Annotated in this window: 25 protein-coding genes and 1 riboswitch; of the genes, 6 read left to right on the top strand and 19 right to left on the bottom strand. The window is 43.6% G+C overall.

The annotated features are described in order from the left end of the window. The 4 genes from VC188_RS07895 to VC188_RS07880 form a co-directional block, all read right to left on the bottom strand. Window positions 1–244: transposase (locus tag VC188_RS07895; protein ID WP_323483586.1), on the bottom strand; the 244-nt coding region annotated here is incomplete at its 3' end. Between the two features lie 41 nt (window positions 245–285). Beyond that, on the bottom strand, window positions 286–915 hold the full coding sequence (locus VC188_RS07890) for a hypothetical protein (RefSeq protein WP_323483585.1): 630 nt from the start codon (window positions 913–915) through the stop codon (window positions 286–288). Window positions 916–923: 8 nt separating this feature from the next. Next, window positions 924–2,831: a DUF3857 and transglutaminase domain-containing protein gene (locus VC188_RS07885; protein ID WP_323483584.1), complete on the bottom strand. Its 1,908-nt coding sequence runs from the start codon at window positions 2,829–2,831 to the stop codon at window positions 924–926. A 19-nt stretch (window positions 2,832–2,850) separates the two neighbouring features. Then, complete coding sequence (locus tag VC188_RS07880; RefSeq protein ID WP_323483583.1) at window positions 2,851–3,162, bottom strand: hypothetical protein; 312 nt, start codon at window positions 3,160–3,162, stop codon at window positions 2,851–2,853. A gap of 119 nt (window positions 3,163–3,281) precedes the next feature. On the opposite strand from VC188_RS07880, the gene VC188_RS07875 reads away from it, so the two are divergent. From VC188_RS07875 to VC188_RS07860, 4 genes are read left to right on the top strand one after another with little or no spacing between them, the layout of a single operon-like run. Further along, window positions 3,282–3,596 carry a hypothetical protein gene (locus VC188_RS07875; protein WP_323483582.1) on the top strand — a complete coding sequence of 105 codons (315 nt, stop codon included), beginning with the start codon at window positions 3,282–3,284 and terminating at the stop codon, window positions 3,594–3,596. 3 nt (window positions 3,597–3,599) lie between these two features. Next, a complete protein-coding gene (locus tag VC188_RS07870) occupies window positions 3,600–3,905 on the top strand; it encodes a hypothetical protein (protein ID WP_323483581.1) in 306 nt (101 codons plus the stop codon). Then, window positions 3,902–4,459: a hypothetical protein gene (locus VC188_RS07865; RefSeq protein WP_323483580.1), complete on the top strand. Its 558-nt coding sequence runs from the start codon at window positions 3,902–3,904 to the stop codon at window positions 4,457–4,459. The genes VC188_RS07870 and VC188_RS07865 overlap by 4 nt, the downstream gene beginning before the upstream one ends. Then, window positions 4,456–4,872 carry an HAD domain-containing protein gene (locus VC188_RS07860; RefSeq protein WP_323483579.1) on the top strand — a complete coding sequence of 139 codons (417 nt, stop codon included), beginning with the start codon at window positions 4,456–4,458 and terminating at the stop codon, window positions 4,870–4,872. The genes VC188_RS07865 and VC188_RS07860 overlap by 4 nt, the downstream gene beginning before the upstream one ends. Before the next feature lie 13 nt (window positions 4,873–4,885). On the opposite strand, the gene VC188_RS07855 is transcribed toward VC188_RS07860, so the two are convergent. The 4 genes from VC188_RS07855 to VC188_RS07840 are packed head-to-tail and all read right to left on the bottom strand — an operon-like array spanning window position 4,886 to window position 6,480. Next, on the bottom strand, window positions 4,886–5,293 hold the full coding sequence (locus VC188_RS07855; RefSeq protein ID WP_112208977.1) for a hypothetical protein: 408 nt from the start codon (window positions 5,291–5,293) through the stop codon (window positions 4,886–4,888). Between the two features lie 19 nt (window positions 5,294–5,312). After that, complete coding sequence (locus VC188_RS07850) at window positions 5,313–5,663, bottom strand: hypothetical protein (protein WP_323483578.1); 351 nt, start codon at window positions 5,661–5,663, stop codon at window positions 5,313–5,315. Next, a complete protein-coding gene (locus VC188_RS07845) occupies window positions 5,656–6,111 on the bottom strand; it encodes a hypothetical protein (RefSeq protein ID WP_323483577.1) in 456 nt (151 codons plus the stop codon). The genes VC188_RS07850 and VC188_RS07845 overlap by 8 nt, the downstream gene beginning before the upstream one ends. A 12-nt stretch (window positions 6,112–6,123) precedes the next feature. Further along, a complete protein-coding gene (locus tag VC188_RS07840; RefSeq protein ID WP_323483576.1) occupies window positions 6,124–6,480 on the bottom strand; it encodes a hypothetical protein in 357 nt (118 codons plus the stop codon). Between the two features lie 306 nt (window positions 6,481–6,786). On the opposite strand from VC188_RS07840, the gene VC188_RS07835 reads away from it, so the two are divergent. Both VC188_RS07835 and VC188_RS07830 read left to right on the top strand, forming a co-directional pair. After that, on the top strand, window positions 6,787–7,755 hold the full coding sequence (locus tag VC188_RS07835; RefSeq protein ID WP_323483575.1) for a YafY family protein: 969 nt from the start codon (window positions 6,787–6,789) through the stop codon (window positions 7,753–7,755). Next, window positions 7,742–8,437, top strand: a complete 696-nt coding sequence (locus VC188_RS07830; RefSeq protein ID WP_323483574.1) for a hypothetical protein — start codon at window positions 7,742–7,744, stop codon at window positions 8,435–8,437. Before VC188_RS07835 ends, VC188_RS07830 begins: the two co-directional genes overlap by 14 nt. Window positions 8,438–8,466: 29 nt before the next feature. Here the strand turns inward: VC188_RS07830 and VC188_RS07825 are convergent, their stop codons facing one another. From VC188_RS07825 to VC188_RS07780, 11 genes are all read right to left on the bottom strand, one after another. Then, window positions 8,467–8,898: a hypothetical protein gene (locus VC188_RS07825; protein ID WP_323483573.1), complete on the bottom strand. Its 432-nt coding sequence runs from the start codon at window positions 8,896–8,898 to the stop codon at window positions 8,467–8,469. Continuing rightward, window positions 8,888–9,376 carry a hypothetical protein gene (locus VC188_RS07820; RefSeq protein ID WP_112208969.1) on the bottom strand — a complete coding sequence of 163 codons (489 nt, stop codon included), beginning with the start codon at window positions 9,374–9,376 and terminating at the stop codon, window positions 8,888–8,890. Before VC188_RS07820 ends, VC188_RS07825 begins: the two co-directional genes overlap by 11 nt. Next, entirely contained in the window at window positions 9,366–9,641 is a 276-nt protein-coding gene (locus VC188_RS07815) for a hypothetical protein (RefSeq protein WP_112208968.1), read from the bottom strand. Before VC188_RS07815 ends, VC188_RS07820 begins: the two co-directional genes overlap by 11 nt. A gap of 88 nt (window positions 9,642–9,729) precedes the next feature. Further along, on the bottom strand, window positions 9,730–10,179 hold the full coding sequence (locus VC188_RS07810; protein WP_323483572.1) for a hypothetical protein: 450 nt from the start codon (window positions 10,177–10,179) through the stop codon (window positions 9,730–9,732). 25 nt (window positions 10,180–10,204) lie between these two features. Next, a riboswitch (SAM-I-IV-variant riboswitch) is annotated at window positions 10,205–10,302 on the bottom strand. Between the two features lie 28 nt (window positions 10,303–10,330). Then, window positions 10,331–11,788 (bottom strand): DUF2779 domain-containing protein, encoded by a 1,458-nt coding sequence (locus VC188_RS07805; RefSeq protein ID WP_323483571.1) that lies wholly within the window; start codon window positions 11,786–11,788, stop codon window positions 10,331–10,333. A gap of 5 nt (window positions 11,789–11,793) precedes the next feature. Beyond that, window positions 11,794–12,339 (bottom strand): HD domain-containing protein, encoded by a 546-nt coding sequence (locus VC188_RS07800; protein WP_323483587.1) that lies wholly within the window; start codon window positions 12,337–12,339, stop codon window positions 11,794–11,796. Between the two features lie 106 nt (window positions 12,340–12,445). Beyond that, entirely contained in the window at window positions 12,446–12,682 is a 237-nt protein-coding gene (locus VC188_RS07795; protein WP_323483570.1) for a hypothetical protein, read from the bottom strand. Between the two features lie 42 nt (window positions 12,683–12,724). After that, on the bottom strand, window positions 12,725–13,873 hold the full coding sequence (locus VC188_RS07790) for a hypothetical protein (protein ID WP_323483569.1): 1,149 nt from the start codon (window positions 13,871–13,873) through the stop codon (window positions 12,725–12,727). A gap of 234 nt (window positions 13,874–14,107) precedes the next feature. Then, window positions 14,108–16,186 carry a TonB-dependent receptor family protein gene (locus VC188_RS07785; RefSeq protein WP_323483568.1) on the bottom strand — a complete coding sequence of 693 codons (2,079 nt, stop codon included), beginning with the start codon at window positions 16,184–16,186 and terminating at the stop codon, window positions 14,108–14,110. Between the two features lie 84 nt (window positions 16,187–16,270). Continuing rightward, window positions 16,271–16,393: a hemin uptake protein HemP gene (gene hemP / locus VC188_RS12050; RefSeq protein WP_370623809.1), complete on the bottom strand. Its 123-nt coding sequence runs from the start codon at window positions 16,391–16,393 to the stop codon at window positions 16,271–16,273. Window positions 16,394–16,453: 60 nt separating this feature from the next. Continuing rightward, complete coding sequence (locus VC188_RS07780) at window positions 16,454–16,891, bottom strand: energy transducer TonB (RefSeq protein WP_323483567.1); 438 nt, start codon at window positions 16,889–16,891, stop codon at window positions 16,454–16,456.

Raw genomic sequence — 16,891 nt, 5'->3', positions numbered from 1 at the left:
TTAGGATGTCGCGCTCTTCGGTAACCCGCCGCAGCTCCGCCTCCAGTCTTTTAAGCTTAGCCGTTTGATCATCCCCCACTAGACGCTGCTCGGCTGGAATACCATATTTATTAATCCAGGCATACAGACTATGGGGTGAGGTGCCCAGCCTAGCAGCCACATCTCGAACCCCAAATCCTCGCTCAACGACTTGCTTGACTGCCTCTAACTTGAACTCTTCAGTAAACCGTCTTCTTGTACTCATTACACACCTCCTAATAGACTAAATATTAGGCTAGAAAGTGTCTATAGAAGTAGTAGCGATTCAAATCTTCTTATGCATTCATAGCAAACATCTCCATGAAGATTGCTGTATTCAATGAAGGAATAATTTTGTTCATTCCAAATTTCCTTAACTATATAGTCTTTAGAGTCCCCAGAAAGTTCGCTAGAAACCCAGTGGTTTCTTTTTGAAAAACTCTTCCAACTTAATGATTCTCCCTCTACTGGGTAAAAGTTTTTATAAAACTCTTGCCTAAAAAAAGAATCTTCATGTCCGTTCGAGGTGTATTGAACTGTGTACTCATCAATTAACTCGATCCAGTGAGAGTACCTCTTTTCTGTTTCATTTAAATAAATAGTTGTTCTAATTTCTGGGTTTGTGAGGTCAATAAACTCATCTGTATATTTTTGATACCCATTAATGTATGTTGATACAGAGGCTGAAGATTTATCCCAGGTTATTTCCCTATACCCAAGAAATTCGTGCTTATTTGAATAGCACATGCTGATGATCTTATCCATAAAAGCATACTTGACTTCTCTATCACCAAAAAACTTATACCTCTTCTCCCCTTCAAGCTGCTGGTTATCAACTAAAGGGTCAAGAACATATCGTAAGAAAGAAAATAGGGGAAGTGAGACTATTGGCTTCATGATTACTCCTAATCATAGAATATTTGACTTCTTATGTCTTTGATAAATACTTGGTAAAAGTCTTTCCACTTCTGAAGCTCTTCAGGCTGGCATACAGCGCCAGGCCTTTGCACCTTCAAAACTCTTGTTACTGAGACCACGTTTTTAGATTCTTCGTAAGTTGACTCATACTCTATGCCACCCTTCTTATAGCTCGTATTTGGCGGAATGCGAGTTACCTTGGCATTGCTTGGAAATCCAATCTTGTAGCTCTCCCCTATCCACTTAGTGGCACATGTATATGGCACGGTGAATTTCTCTGGAGGCCTATCATTTGCAATGAGCGCTAGCTCACCGGGCGCGAGGCCAACAGGTATGGCTATGGCTCCTGGTCCAGGCACATTAGCAATAGCATCCAACGTGAACTCTGTATTTGTTGTGAAGGGTTCATTGAGATCGTATACGTAACTGGTTGTGATCTTGCCTTCACCAGTCTGCCTAAATTTAGCCAGATCACTTCTGACGAGCTTTTCTGAAAGCGTAGTTTCCGCGCCCTCATACCTATATCGCGCATTAATTTCAGCGCTCCCAAAATATATAGTGTGTGTTTTTCCTTTAATCTGACCGTCCTTCTCTATTTGCATAGTGATACCGGTAAGGATTTTGCTATCTTCCTTTTTTGGCTTCGGCGTATGCCCCACCTTAGCTAACTTAGTTAATAAGGTCGGCTTATCTATCTCGCTTGATGGCAAGGTACCAAATGGCGCCATCTCTGCCGTAGAGTCCAAATAGAGGTCCCAAGCTGGTATATAAGTAATGACATGGTTAAATGGCCCAATTACAGGATATTTGGGAAGCGTATAGGCTACGCCTGAGTTAATTAAGGCGCTACTTGCATTAATACCTTTTGCTGCCAGCAAGGCTATGAGCAACGCGTTGTGATCCTTGCAGTCGCCATAACGGTTCTTCAGAATGCTTGTGGCGTCATGCGGCACTATACCTCCATCACCAAGATAGATGGCTACGTAACGGATGTTTCGAGAAACCCAGTTATAAAGCACTCGAGCCTGCTCCTTCTTTAGGTTCAGCGTCTTATCCGCAGCCGCCTTCTTATCAACGTCTTTAGTAATTTCATCGGCCATCTTCTGGATCTCGGGGGTTACTAATGACTTATCCGCAATGCGAGCCTCATAGGCTTTAGCAAAGTCTTCTTGGCTAGCAAATGTTGAGATATAGATGTGAGGGGAAAAATCACTGCTAGCAACCTGAAGCTGCTCTTTCTTTTTCATCTTCAGGTTTTGATAGGTGTAACTCACATGGCGCACACCATCTATTACCTCATCCCTAGTTTGCTTAACGTCTTTGATATCGCTATAGAGCTTTAGATCTTCGGGATAATTTAAGTTGTACTCATAAGACAATACCTCTACATTCGGAGAAAATGTCAGGCGCGTATAAAAGTACCCTGGCAATAGAGGCTTAAAGGTTGTGAGCTTGGTTTTGTAATAAGTCTTAGAACCAGGGGTTACCTTTGGAAAGATGATGATCTTGTGCTTCTGGTCAGAGAACATTGCTGCCCCAGTGCTGTTGTCATCCTCTACGGTTCTGATGGCATTGGGCGCAACAGGTATCTTCTCGCCCTTAGGGGTAATTGTGTAAGCCTCTAGGACCTCTAGCTTAGATAGCGTTGAGTTATATGGCAGATCAGCTTGGGACTCTGTATCAACTACCAATTGGGATTTGACTAGCGTGGTTAGCTGGTCAATTTCAACCACAGTACCGTCGGCTTGAATAGTTTCAGTAATCACTGCTCGCTCTACCGCTGAGAGTGATTCAAGCTCCCCCCTACCTGCGCTGGTAATCCCTACGTTGGCTAACAATAGAAATCCCAAAAGGATTGCCCCTAGGCTGCTGATTGACTGAAGTGCAAATTTCATATGGCTATGTAGTTATAAATTATTGGTTTTGTGCTTTAGTTTTCAGCTTTACATATGAAACGATATAGGCTTTTCGCTTATTCAAAGTGCTAACGTGGGTAATAAAAGCTTGATCATTGATCATTGCCAAAGGCTCTTCTAGCAAAGTCTTATTTGCTACATATAAGTTTCCCCGCGAGTCTCTTAATCTTAGCTCTGGAAAGCCTAATATCTTTGCAGTATCCACAAATACAGCTACTGCCAATGGCGTACCCAATGGAATCGTCGAATTTCCCCTTGGGGAGACTTGCAGGGGCATGAGTGTAATAAGTATGAGGGCGCTAGTAAGCATGGGCTCTTTATGAAATTTATTAGTTTTTTCATTTTCTCGACCCACTAGCTCATTAGGTGAGCTCAAAGGTTTTTATTCTGAAATTGTTGTGTTTTCAGATAACTTTTTGGGAGTCGCCCATGAAATACCTCATCACCCTGCTTTTGATTGCCCAAGCGGTTCTTTTGATGTGCGGGGCCTCCGCCCAGGCTATTTATGGTCCGACCGGTGAATACCGCGGCTATAGCCAAACATCGCCAAGTGGCGTAACTAATGTCTATAACGCTACCGGTCAGAATGTTCAGTCATTTCAGACCGATAACGGGCAGACTAATTTTTATAGTTCTCAGGGCGCGTATCAAGGAACTTCTACCACTCCTGTTTACGCTAGTCCCAATACAACAATTAATACTCCACGCCAAGCGCCTCAGGCGCCTTCAGCGAAAGGTTGGTAAGCAATGAAACGGTTACTTTTTATTTGCACCCTTCTTATCTCTAGCCTCAGCTATGCCCAAGTGACTAGCTGGGAAAACTCGCCCTTTAATTACAACAATAGTCAGTACAACTACAACAATAGTTCGTATAACTACAATAACTCCCCATATAACTACAACAACAGTCAGTACAACTACAACGCCAATAATGGGGTGTATGATAACAGCGGCAATCGTATTGGCTATGAGACCCAATCACCAACTGGCGTGACTAATGTCTTTGATAACAACGGAAATCGGATTGGCTACTCGCCCAGCAAAAGACAATGATTGCCGAAATGATCATCGATACCGAGGAGTTTCTGGCGGTATTGAAACGATTAAAGCCCAGAAAAACTACTAAGGCTTCCCTAGCGGAAGAACTTTATATAGCCCTCTTCAATGGGGAGGCCATCTTCTGTGTAAGGGGCGTCCAAACTAGATGCTTGATTGAGAAAGCAATCAATTGGAGAGGCTATATTGAAGTTAATTCTGGGGTTGTGATTTCATTCCTGGCAGCACGGCCTGCGGGTCCGAATATTAAGCTGAGCGTTCGTGGTGATGTATTTCAGATAGAGAACATTAAAGTGCCCTGCAAGATCATGCAGTCTCCAGAATGGATCACGGCAATGAGTTTTGAGGCGCACTTACATGATGATCCTAAAGCTAAACCTCACACCATCAATTTGTATTGCCCAAAATGCGGCAAGAAGCGCGGGGAATTCTTTAAACAAAAAATTGTGAAGCAAAGGGAACTGGGTGATCCACCTCCCCCAAAGTATCCAAGCTCAAGAAAATGTGCAGCTTGTAGGCACGAATGGCTGGAATTTAACGACCTATTATGAATAAATTACTCTTCTTGGATTTTGATGGAGTGCTCCACCCAACCCACTTCGCTGGTGAAGACCCTTTCAATAGAGTTCATCTGCTTGAGGAAACTCTTGAAGGATCAAATATTGGAATTGTGATTTCTTCGAGTTGGCGCTTCACACATAGCCTTGAAAAGCTACAGAAACTATTACCAAACTCAATATCCAGTCTGGTTATTGGCGTTACTGGATCACCAGTCATTGGCAAACATCCGCGCTATCAGGAGATTGTGAATTTTTTACAGTCACATGGAGCAAGCAACTGGAAAGCCTTGGATGACTCCTATTGGGAATTTCCAACTCCTTGCCCAGAACTCATTCGCTGCAACCCCAATACCGGAATCTCAGAAAAGCAGATTCAGGAATTAAGCCAATGGATGATTGCCTGAAAACTGCTTATTGTCAGTAAGTATTCCAGCCGCCAGCACCATTGGGCAGAGTTTGTATGAGGTTTCCATTAGGCGTGTAGGTGTTGTAACCGCCCGCACCACTGGGCAATGTTTGAGTCACTCCTCCATTGGGTCCATATGTGTTGTAACCACCCGCACCATTTGGCAAGGTTTGTGTGAGTTGTCCATTTGGAGAATAGGTGTTGTATCCTCCCGCACCATTGGGTAATGTTTGAGTTAACTGTCCATTTGGCCCATAAGAGTTGTAACCGCCAGCCCCATTAGGCAATGTCTGAGTGAGTGCTCCGTTGCGGCCATAGGTGTTGTAACCTCCTGCGCCGTTGGGAAGAGTCTGAATAGGTTGCGCGAATGCAAGGTTGCTTACAGCGCTAAATATCGCCAGGGTAATTAATTTTTTCATGGTATTTTTTCTTAAGTTATTAGAGCGCCATTGGCTCTAGATCAGGTTCAGGCTCATAGTCCTCGAACTCAAAACGCATTTGCCCAGATAAAGGAGTAAGACATTGCAAGAATCGATCTGGCACCAAACCCACTTTCTCATGCCTCAACTCCCCTTTTTTGGGTAGGTGATAACAAATCGTATGGCCCTGAGCTAATACTTGTACGCGCCAGATTGGCATGACCTCTGTATCAAAGCCTGGCCAACGCATCAAGCCCATAGGCTCGATGACTTTTACGATCAGACCTCGATTCACTGAAAACTTACTATTAGTAATCATGGCAATACTGCCTAACTCACAACGCAAGTGAATATGTCCGCTTCTAGACATTCTTTAACCTTTTAAATTCAATATATTCATACTCGGTATGCTCCTCAAGAGTCTGCCCTAGTAAATCTATTACTTCATCTCTTAGAAAAAAACGTTTGACCCTGTTTTTATCTCGAATGAAACCATCTTTAAGTAATAGCCTGGGGTATCTAAAGCCATTGTGGGTATAACTATCAGTCCAGACCTTAGGCGAGTAGACCGCGCTAATACCCGAATGGATTAAAAGGCAGTAGTCAAAATAGTTTTTATCGCTATCTGCGCGAGCGTTGCTATAGCTATTAATCGTGTCAGCAAAATCATCGTTTAAAACAAATTCATACGAGCAATCCCATTTAATTGCACGCTTATCCAATATCTCCTGCTGCCGAATAGTACATGGGCCGCCAAAGTACAGCGCAATTGGCCTGCGATAGATCTTCTCGTCCTCTGGGATGGTGTGGTGTATCACAGGATTTTCCAATTACTCAACGCCCTCTAAACAGTCTTGCTCATATAACTCCATTTGCAACTGCTCTGACTCGGAGAATTCCTCTAAAAGATATCCTTGCGGTGGAGTCAAGCGCCTAAGGTAAATATCTGGAGCTGGCCCTGAGATATATGCCTCAATACCGTCTTCGCCTTCATAAAATAGTGAGCCACCCTCAGTGGCTACTTCTACATTCCAGGTGTAGAGCGGTTCGCTATATCCTTGCCATTCTTGAAATCCGCCGGACGAAACAATGCGCACAATATTGCCGAGGTTTTCAGGGATTTTGCAGTTAACAGTAATGGCTAAATCACCAACCGAGCAATTGAGCTTTGGGAATTGTTCGCTCATCTTCTTCTCCTGTATTGGGCGCGTACCTTCTCTCGCTCTACAAATAGGAGGTGACCAAAGATACCTTGGCTACACACTAAAAAGAGGCCAAATAGGAACCACAGCGCTAGGCTCAGACTAAGCCCATTCGATGAAGCGGCCCAACTCAAAAACATAAAGAAAATACCGATAAATTTGATCATTTTCAACTCCCTACGGATTAAGCATTTAGCTCTGTATAGGTAGATTAATTACTTGCTAGCTCAATAAATGAGCCTTAAACTGATTAAAGTTATAAAAACAATAAATGTCCTATTTGGAGCCTTGATGAGTGATTTAGAACGCCTACACCGCATTAAGTACATGATTCAACAGCGTAAATGCGTCCCTAGAGAGGATTTCTTAGATGAGCTAGAGATCTCCCCTGCTACCTTTAAACGTGATCTTGAGTACCTGCGTAGTCGTTTAAAGGCCTCTATCGTTTATGACCGCTTCATGGGAGGCTATAAGTTCGAGAATCCAGATCATGTAGACAAGATTGAAATGCCTGGGCTTTGGTTCTCTGAAAAAGAGGCTACCGCCCTTGTATTGATGCAGCACTTGCTTTCATCGCTTGATCAAGGCGGCTTGATTGGGCCCCACATTGAACCGCTAACATCCATTATTGATGGCATCTTGGGTCAAAGCGAAACCTCAGCCAAGGAACTGCGTAAACGCATTAAGGTTATTGGCATGGGTTCGCGCAAGAACTCAATTGAAAACTTCTCCGAGATTGGCGCTGCCCTTCTTAAACGCAATCGCCTTGAAATTGACTATTACTCAAAGGGTAAAGGCGAGGATACCAAGCGAGAGATATCCCCCCAGCGTCTCATCTACTACCGTGAGAATTGGTATCTTGATGCCTACTGTCACATGCGTAATGATCTGCGTAGTTTTGCAATTGATGGCATCAGAAGCGCAGTATTAACAAATAAGAAGACTCAGGAAGTGGCCGAAAAGGATTGTCATGATCACTTTGCCGAAAGTTATGGCATCTTTTCAGGTAAAGCCACCCAGAGGGCGAAGTTACGCTTTACGCCTGAACATGCTCGCTGGGTAGCTGGCGAGCACTGGCATGGCCAGCAAGTTGGTAGCTTTGATAAAGAAGGCTTCTTTAACCTAGAGTTCGATTACAACCAAGATCCAGAGTTAGTCATGGATATTCTGAAGCATGGCTCAGGCGTAAAAGTGATTGCACCAGCCAGCTTAAAAGCAAGAGTAGCAAGCGAACTTAAAAAGAGCCTTGAACAGTACTAAAGTGAAAAATTTAATTCTTGAACTCCCACATCGAGCGCCATTAGAAATCATATTCGAGCGAATCTCTAAAGAAATTGAATTAAATTCTGGTGTGGATGGCTTGATGATAGAAACCAACTGGGGATTTAATGACCTGGGAATTCATGGGCAATATATCGCTCAAGCCATGGGTATTGATGAAGATGTTTTCAGGTTTTATGCTGAATCTCTGATGAAAGAACAACTACCCACAATAGACATTATTCCGACGCAAAGCCTAACTCCAACCTTAAAAGCAATTGCCCTAGTTTCTACACCTAACTGTGAATCGTATAAACCTTTTTATGGAAATACAGAACGTCCAAGTAAGGACTTTTTTTACAACGTTACCTATGAGGCTTTAGCTGCGCTAATAGGAATTGGTTGTAAAGATATTAGTATTGCGGGGCTTACAGGCTCGTTACTGTTTACAGAAGATCCGCAATACAAAAATGCAGTGGCAGAAGCTACCTCCCATATTGCCCATGATTTCCCTACTCTTGAAAAAATTCAAATCGTATCGTATGGTCCAGACATTTCTTTTGGGATCAACTATTTTAATGCTCATAAAGAAGAGACGGGGTTGCATAAAAAAATTGTAGTTAAATCGAAAGATTGGTTTGGGATCAAAAGAATTGCTTTAGATATACCTAGACGTTTTTAAGATCCAGATAAACACTCAGGCAATGCGCATCAGTTCAAACCCAATTTATTTTCATAGCAATCTCGACAGAAATACTTGCCATTCATTTCCCAGGCTCGCATACCAAGTTTCTTGGTGCACCAATAACAATATAGATTCGTAGAAGGAATAAATTTTCGCTCAGTTGAGCCTGGTAAACCATCCAACCTGACTTCTATTGCATTTGGTTGGGCTTTCGCAAATACATACTTCCGAGCGTTGCTAACAAGTTTGTATTTGAAGATGCAATAGATTGCTAGGATTCCAGCTATAAAGCTAATCGTCAATATCCAATTTTCCGCAATCCATGCCAGTATCGCCAAAACGACCATATAGGCAATATAGATACCCAGTAATGCCAATAGATAAGGCCAGATTGCGGCCAGTATCAAGACAGAAATAATTGTCCCAATGATCCCTCCAGAGTCATTGTCATCTGACATGGGATTTCCTTGGCGCCTGCGTGCTCCAGTCATAGGCAAGATCGATGAAAAGTGAAGCTTCCTGCGAAAGAAATTGTGGAGAAGGAAAGATGCCAACCCTTCCTAAATCTAATCGATCGGCATCCCAGCAAGTTTGAATTGTTCTATTGGTTGAAACCTCTCCACCAGAATGGTGCTTCATGGCGTAGCAAAGCGCATCTAGTTGCTTTGGGGTTAACTGGTAAAAGTCTCCATGGATGCCATGAGCAAATTCTGCCGCCCGCTCTCCATGCTTAGGATCTCTACCATCATTAAAGCGACAACTGTCATGCAAGAAGCCAAAGAGCTCTACTACCAATAAATCGGCCTTACGGATTTGACCGATATTTTTCCCATGGTTGAGTACCCGCGCCCAATGATTGGCCCCATGTATGCCCTGCCAATCTAACTTGAATTCGCTTTTAATGAGGGAAATTAAACCTGATCGATCAAAGTCCATCGAAATCCTTGCTATGAAGATATCTATCAATCTTTAAGTGCAACTTTAGTGCGGTAGAGAAGTAATACAACTTTGGATTAGCCTTTATGTAGCGGTACTCCTGCTCAGTAATTCTTAAGCTAACTCCCCTAGCCCAGTAGTAGTGGGATCCCTGATCTTCTATGGCAATCCCAACATATTCATACTCGGATGATTTTTGAGGTCTTAGCACTCTTGGAAAACCATTTTTTTGCAACTGCTCTATTTGTATTAACTGAATATTCATTTACTTCTCCTCTTTAGCCAATTTGACAAATGTCTGGGCTTGGCAATTCGGTTTAAATCTGCCCTTAAACACATGCTGCTCGGTTCGCTTAGTGGATAACTGCCTCCACTACCTCAGGCTTTCCCTCAGGATTCTTTTTTTGGTTCGTCACCAAAAACTCCTTTGTTTCTAGTGCAACGATTAAATATGCATCTGTTGCTGCTCTAAAAGCCTCATGACCATCTTCTTTGCTAAAGATGTAGGTAAGGCTATAGATCAAGTTGTCACCGTCCTCACCATCAACAGTGATCGTATTAACTTCATCGTTATCCACAACGCGCAGCCCTCTTGTAAATTCTGGCTTATCTCCATCGACCCAACTCATATCGAGACGGTCAATATCAAACCTGAGGCTACGAAAGAGATTGTTTATGGTGAATCGGGCACCGCCTAAGTATGTGTAATCGCGCATAAGACCTCCAATTAATTGATTCATTTCTACAAACAAATTATCAAGACTGGAAGGCTCAAATACTGAGCCAGTAATGCTGCGGCTCAAAAAAAAACCCACCAAAATAGGTGGGTTTGTCGCTTTTGATTACCCACTTCGGGTCTCATCTTTTTAGCACCTTACTGCGTTAGCAGGTTGCTGTGGCGACAAAGCCATCTCTTGATGTAGATTCAATTATGCAGACCTTTAATTCATTGTGTCAAGTTGAATAATCGCTCCAAGCGCTCACAATTTTGACCATTGCAATCGTATCTTGCTTGCAGTACTTAAGCATGGCATGCCGCACATTCTCTTTTCGCTCTGGAGTAGTTTGGCTATGTATAGCTTCTTTATAAGCTTCTTGTGCCATTGCCCCATCACTAACCTCTAGGTTTGCATAATCCAATTCAGGTGCAATTGTGGGCAGGACGTCTTTGATTGACCAAGACCCCTTCATATCAGGGTGGTAGTAATGATTACGCGCTAGTGGCAGTAAATCAAAGAAGCGATCAGGAATTGCTAATAGCCCTGAAGAAAGATGTGGGAAGGCTGTGGCTAACTCTTTAATACGCGCCCCCTCAAAACCAGCGTTGTAAACAATTACTGGTCCCTGTGTAGAAACGGCCTCAATCAATGTTCTGGCGAACATTTCCCTGGGGTCGTTTCCCGAAAGATCTAAAAACTCTTTATGCGTGATCGATCCGTCGGTCTGCTCAATATGACATGACCACTGAAATGGCAGTTGCATATAAGGACGCGTGCCCGCCCAGACCGGAACAGCAAAACCAATAGTTTCAAAATCGAGGTAATAACGTGGATATGGCAAAGCCTGTATTTGCTTAATAGCCTCGGACTCTAGTATGGCCTGACCACTGAGAGTGGCCGCATGCACTTTGAGGTGCTTGGGATTACTCAAACGTTCGGAGGGCACATCACGCAAATCTTTGTAGCCATCGCTCCTTAATTCGGAAGCAATCGATTTGCCGTAGGGCAAGATTTCGACTGGATACTCCACGCCCTCTTCAGGCGGAGAGCAATAGGTAATAAAGTCACAGGTAAATGGATCTGTACATTGTTCACCAGGAGCAATCGCAGGCTCAATTGTTAATGCTAAGGTTTTTTCGGCGGCTTCAACCCAAGATTGCACTTGAGACATATTCGGCTTTACCTGGTTTGATAAATCGGTCTCAGTAAATAAACCTTCGTAATTTCCATCGCCTTGATAGACAAATTTATTATTGATATAAGCTAAGGCCATACTGGTTGGCGAACAACCCGCCTTCTCCATGACCCAACTTTGAACTGTTACATCATCAACATGGTAGCTCTTCACGCCAGTAGAAGATTTGACTTCCACTAGACGATATCCATCTTTTTCTGGGAAGAGTAAATCTGCACGAATCATGACATTCTCTTCGAAGAAGGCGCCTTCGAAGATTGTTTGGTGTTTCGATACAGCATCTTTAGTTTGGGTGATAGCTTCTACTCGATTAAGAGTCTCTATAAAAACTCCGCCAGGATGATTCTGGCGAGCAATATCTCCAACTTTGTTGCCCTCATCAAATCTAACCTGGGTTGCTGCGCTAATTTGGATGAGCTCAGGCCGATTTATTTGTAGCCATAGGCGTTTAGGGCACTGGCGGTGGGCAATGATCTTAGACTTGCTCAGACTTGCCATAAGATTTACTTACCTAGCTCAGATTGATACTCGGCCCTGCCTTTTTCAAGTAAAGAATCAAATACCTTCTCTAACTTAGAGTTCGATCCCCTAATGCCAGCCACTACCGATGCCGCCCATTCAAAGTATTCCTGCTTCCTTTTGGTATCCCAACCACTTGGGGGTGAAGCCAAAATATCTCGAAGATTGCAAATCTTGTCGGCAAGCTTGACTAACTTAGCCCCATGAGATGAATGAGGTGCATGTGCAATTTGCTGCAGTTTGCGCTCTGCTTTAGGTAGCGACTTATCATCAGTAACCTCCAATACGATTGAGGCTACATTCTTTCCGAATGCTTTAGTTAACTCTTCAGCTGTAGTTTGGGTATCTTCAATCGTGTCATGCAATAAGGCAGCGGATAGGACATCCCAATTTAGAACACCGCCCTCGTTTACAAGAACATCAACTAATGCGATTGGGTGATTGATGTATGGAGATGCTTCAACGTCCTTGCGGCGCTGGTCTCGATGCTTAGTTGCAGAAAATGCAAGGGCAGTGACAAATTGATTAATCATGATTCTTTCATTCTATAAGGTTTGTCTAGTGCCACTAGACTCCATTACAGCCTGAACACACGATAAGGCAAGTAAAGCTCATCAGGTGAGCCACTCGCCTGACTTACTCGATAAAGGGCTCCCGAGTCCAATGATCGCGCCCCTCGACCTTGCCTGTAGAGATTTTGGTTTTACGGTGCGATTCCTCTGATCTTATGGCCTCCTCGAAAGCCTTCTCTTGAGCCTCTGCTTCAGCCTTATTTTTTGCTAACTCGGAAGCAGGCACGACATCTTTACTCTCAATCATCTGCTTGAGAGTTTTCATGCCTTTTATTTTTCCAACATACTCAAGATCACTCATGCGTTAATCATAATTCTTTCCCGACTGCGTACTCGGAAAACTTTATTCAAATCCATCGTCTCTAATGGGCTCATTCTGTCCGGGCAGACTCATACCGCTTGCCACCTTATAAATTGGATCCCTTGCGTTAATTTGCTCTTGCGCCCAACTTATCCAGCCGCCTAGCTCTTCTTTGTTTTTACGCCTTACAACCCTGTTGCTCTTTATGGCTTTTACAAACTCTCTAAGTACGGCCAATTCATTCCAGCGCTCTGCTGCATCCTTGAGCTGACCCCATTTCCAGGCATCGACCTCCTTGGCCCATTTGATATCAGCTAGGCGCTTACGCTCTGCCTGCTCTCTGGCTTCGCTAGCTTCTCGCTCCACTCTTGCTATCTTGGCATCAAATGAAAGCTCAGCAATGAGATTTATCAATTTCCCAAGCTGCTCCTCAACGCTAGTCTTTTCAGAGTCTTTAACAATCTTCCAGCCATATATATCGTTATGGCGAATTCTTAGCTCTAGCCTTCCAGATGGAATGTATTCAATATCCATCATGTATGAGTGAGTGTGCCCACCACTAGTCCAGCTGCTTTTTCTCTTCATGGGTTTGGGTGGTTTAGTGCTTACCTCATAGAACTCAATTGTCACTACGTCGTCATCCCTCTTAAATGCAGTAACTTCTGCATTTGAATATTTTCGATGGCCACCCAGCCTATAGCCGCGGGAGAGAAATTCGTTGATGAGGGTCTGAAGTATTCGCTTTACCCGTGGAACGCTATGTGGACCAATCTGGACATCAAAGCCAGCTTTAGATTCTGACCTTCCAAATTTTGAGTAACCTTCCATCTTGAAGTCCCTGAAAGTTTTCTCAATCTCCTCATGAAATTTATTACCCTTGTAAACCTCAATGACTGGAATGGGCTCAGCAGGCTTATTTAGCCTAGCCTCCATAATTGCTTTATCCCGAGTGCGGACATGTATCAGAGGATCGTGTTCGTTCCACCAAGGCTCTAATGGAGGCCTCTGTGCCGTTACCTTCCCATGCTCCAGCTTGGCCCAATAGCCTAATGGCGGCTTAGGTACACCGTACTGCTTGCACCACTTGCCAAGGGCCACATCCGAGAGTCCAATCCTCAGCGCAACCTTGGTGGCCGGCTCAGTCCACAGAAGTTCATATATTTCACTGCGTGTGTATGATTCTCTTTCCATCGCCAACCCCTCCAGAATATGAAGACAATTTATCAAATTGTACGAATGAAATCTGGGGGTATTTTTGGGGGCACTCTTTGAAATTCGTACCTTTTTGGTAATACGTAACCTATTGTTTTTGATCTAGAAAATGGGATTTAGTTCGATCTCCGCCGGTCCACCATTTTGAAGTAACAGTCAAACGCCACCCATCGAGGTGGCGTTTTTCTTTAATTCAGAAATCGCCTATTCTTATCAATTAAATTGATAGCTCATACCAGCTTGGAAATTGAGAGGTGCTCCCGCAAAGATTCCATCTGGACTCCTGCTAGATATATACCGCCTATCAAATACATTATTAATCACCCCAAACACTTTCCAATCTTTGTTAATAGCGTAGTTAGCGCTCCAATTCACTGTTGCAAAGGCTGGGACCTCGCCTAAAGTTCCAATAGCATTTTGCGCAACTGTATTTGCTGAATCCGCATATTGAGCAGAAAGATAATTCAGATTGACTAAAGTATTGAAGCCATTCTTTTCGTAGCTAACACCCAAATTTGAAGTTAATTTAGGCGTGTACGGAATGCGATTACCATCTCGCCCCAAAGAGCTCGTGCCAACAAACTTAGCCACCGGGATGTAAGTAGCATTACCATTAATGCCCCATCCTCCTCCTAGCGCATAAGCCAAGGACATCTCAGCACCTTGATGCAAACTTTTACCGCCATTGGCTTTAGAAATTCCGGCAGCTAAGCTCTGATTCACAATTTGATTACTGAAGTTCATGCTAAAAATAGCTGAATCATAAGTAAAGGCGCCAGAGCGACCACGCAGACCGAGCTCCGTATTGGTTGAGCGTTCTGGGGCTAACTGCTGATCAACTCCTTTGTCATCAATTGCGGTGGCTAACTGTGCTGGCGCAAAACCTTTATAAACACTACCGTACGCCTGCACTTGGGGAACAAGCTGCCAGGTAGCACCAATTTGTGGAATAGTTTCTACATTCTTGGCGCTACCAGCTTTTCCAGTAGCAGCATTTGAACGGGTCTGGTTATAACTTTCCACTCGTACCCCAGGAATAAGGGCAAAGTCTTTGCTCAGCAAGAAACGGTTTTGCGCATAGACCGCCACTGAATTAGCCTTGTTATCTTCCTGCGAAGTGAGTCGACCAGAATAGGTGAGAGTTTTGGAACTCAATACTTGATTGATTTGAGATTCGGTATGCAAGCGCAATCCAAACTCTGCTTCATTGGAAATCCCCAGAGCCTTATAGGCATGGCTTACCCGAGAATCGATGCCTAACATTTGAAACTCTCGATTTCGCCCAATCAGGCAATCAGCACCAACGTTGCAAGCTCTAAAGAGTGTCGATTCCTGCGTGCGTTTAACAATACTTTGCCGCCAATAATCTCTAGATAACCTACTCCAATACATCAAGGTATTGATTTTGGTCTCTGGACTAATTTCGATAGCATGATTGAGATCTACACCATTTCTTTGAGTAATGAAGCGGTCATTTGGCGCTGGATTATCTTTTGATTGATTGCTGTACTGATTTGGGCGTAGACCCACATATGAGGTATTGATATTGTTATCGTAATGTGTGTATTTCACACTTAACCACTGATTCTGCGAAATCTCCATTCCCCCTTTCACCAAGATGTCGTACATCTTGAAACCATTGCCTTGGTATCCATTGGACTCAGATTGAATCAGATTTATTCCTCCAATGGCGCCATTCGATGATGATTTTCCCCCTGCCTCAAGCTCTGCTAAACGATATCCGTAGTTGCCCACTTTGCCGGTTAACTTAAATCCTGGAGCAGGTGTTTTACTAAGGTAATTTACTACGCCACCAATATTGGATGGGCCATATTTCAGGCCCGATGCGCCCTTTAAAACTTCAATCCCGTCGATTTGCTCTACAGGTGGGCTGTAATAGGAGGCATTGGAAATGAAGAGGCTTGGTTGAATTGGAGCTCCATCCTCCAGGAGCAATACTTTTGTGCTCCGACCTGAGCCTAAGCCACGAATACCAATATTCGGAATGGCTCCTAAGCCGCCTTCATCACCACGAATATTGACGCCAGGAATCGTCTTTAAGACGTCCTGCAAGGATTGAGGTTGCAACTCCTCCATCTTCTTTTGGTCAATAACATCAACCGTTCCTGGAATTTTATAAAGGGCCTTTTCCTCTCGCCCAACAATATCAATCCTAGGTAACTCAATATCTTGAGCATTAGCCCAAACTGAAAAAGATCCTCCATATAACAATACAAACGATGAAAACCAGGCCAACCGATTTCGAGGACGAAAAACTTCTTGATGCTTCATATACCATCTCCAGTGATAAAAACAAAAAATCGCTGGCTATATGCATATGAAAATGCTCTTGCTGGCTAGTAAGTTAATTCATATTTACTTCGTCAAAATGAGCTTCCCTAATTTAGTGATGCGCAATTGATATGAATGCCCATCATGCAAGATGAAGATCTGCTTTGTGTGACCCAATAAGGTTTCGCTTAGAATGCATCTAGGCAAAAGTTGGCTTGATCGAATACATTTTGAATCAAGATCTAAGGTATTTTTCTCGTTCAAGCACTAACCTTCCAAGGTAAATTGAATAGGTGTCTGAAAGCATTGCAAAGAAACCTGAGCAGGGGCTATTGCAATTGGCGCAAATCTCCACCGAGTCAAAGCCTTGATGGCTGAGCGATCCAAACCCTGAAAGCCTGAGCTTTGGGTGATACCAACTTCTTGCACAAGGCCTTGCTCACTTACACATAATCTTGCAATGACCAAACCCTGTTCCTTAAGCTGTCTGCTGGCTAAGGGGTAATGGGGTTTGGGGCTGTATATAGCCTGTCTAGCCGTGCCTACTGCCAGACGTCCAGCTTCCTTACTATCACTATGCGCATGTGACTCATTTACAGCACTGGAACTATCGCGCTCACTGCTAGAAGATGTATTGATTTGGGGTGCGGCCAGGGATTTTTTCTGCTGAGATGACAAGGTACTTTTGCCTACTAGATTTACCAT

This window comes from Polynucleobacter sp. MG-28-Ekke-A2, from assembly GCF_035012985.1.
Lineage (GTDB): Bacteria > Pseudomonadota > Gammaproteobacteria > Burkholderiales > Burkholderiaceae > Polynucleobacter.
The sequence above is the reverse complement of the archived record's forward strand: the minus strand, read 5'-3'. Positions and strand labels throughout refer to the sequence as shown.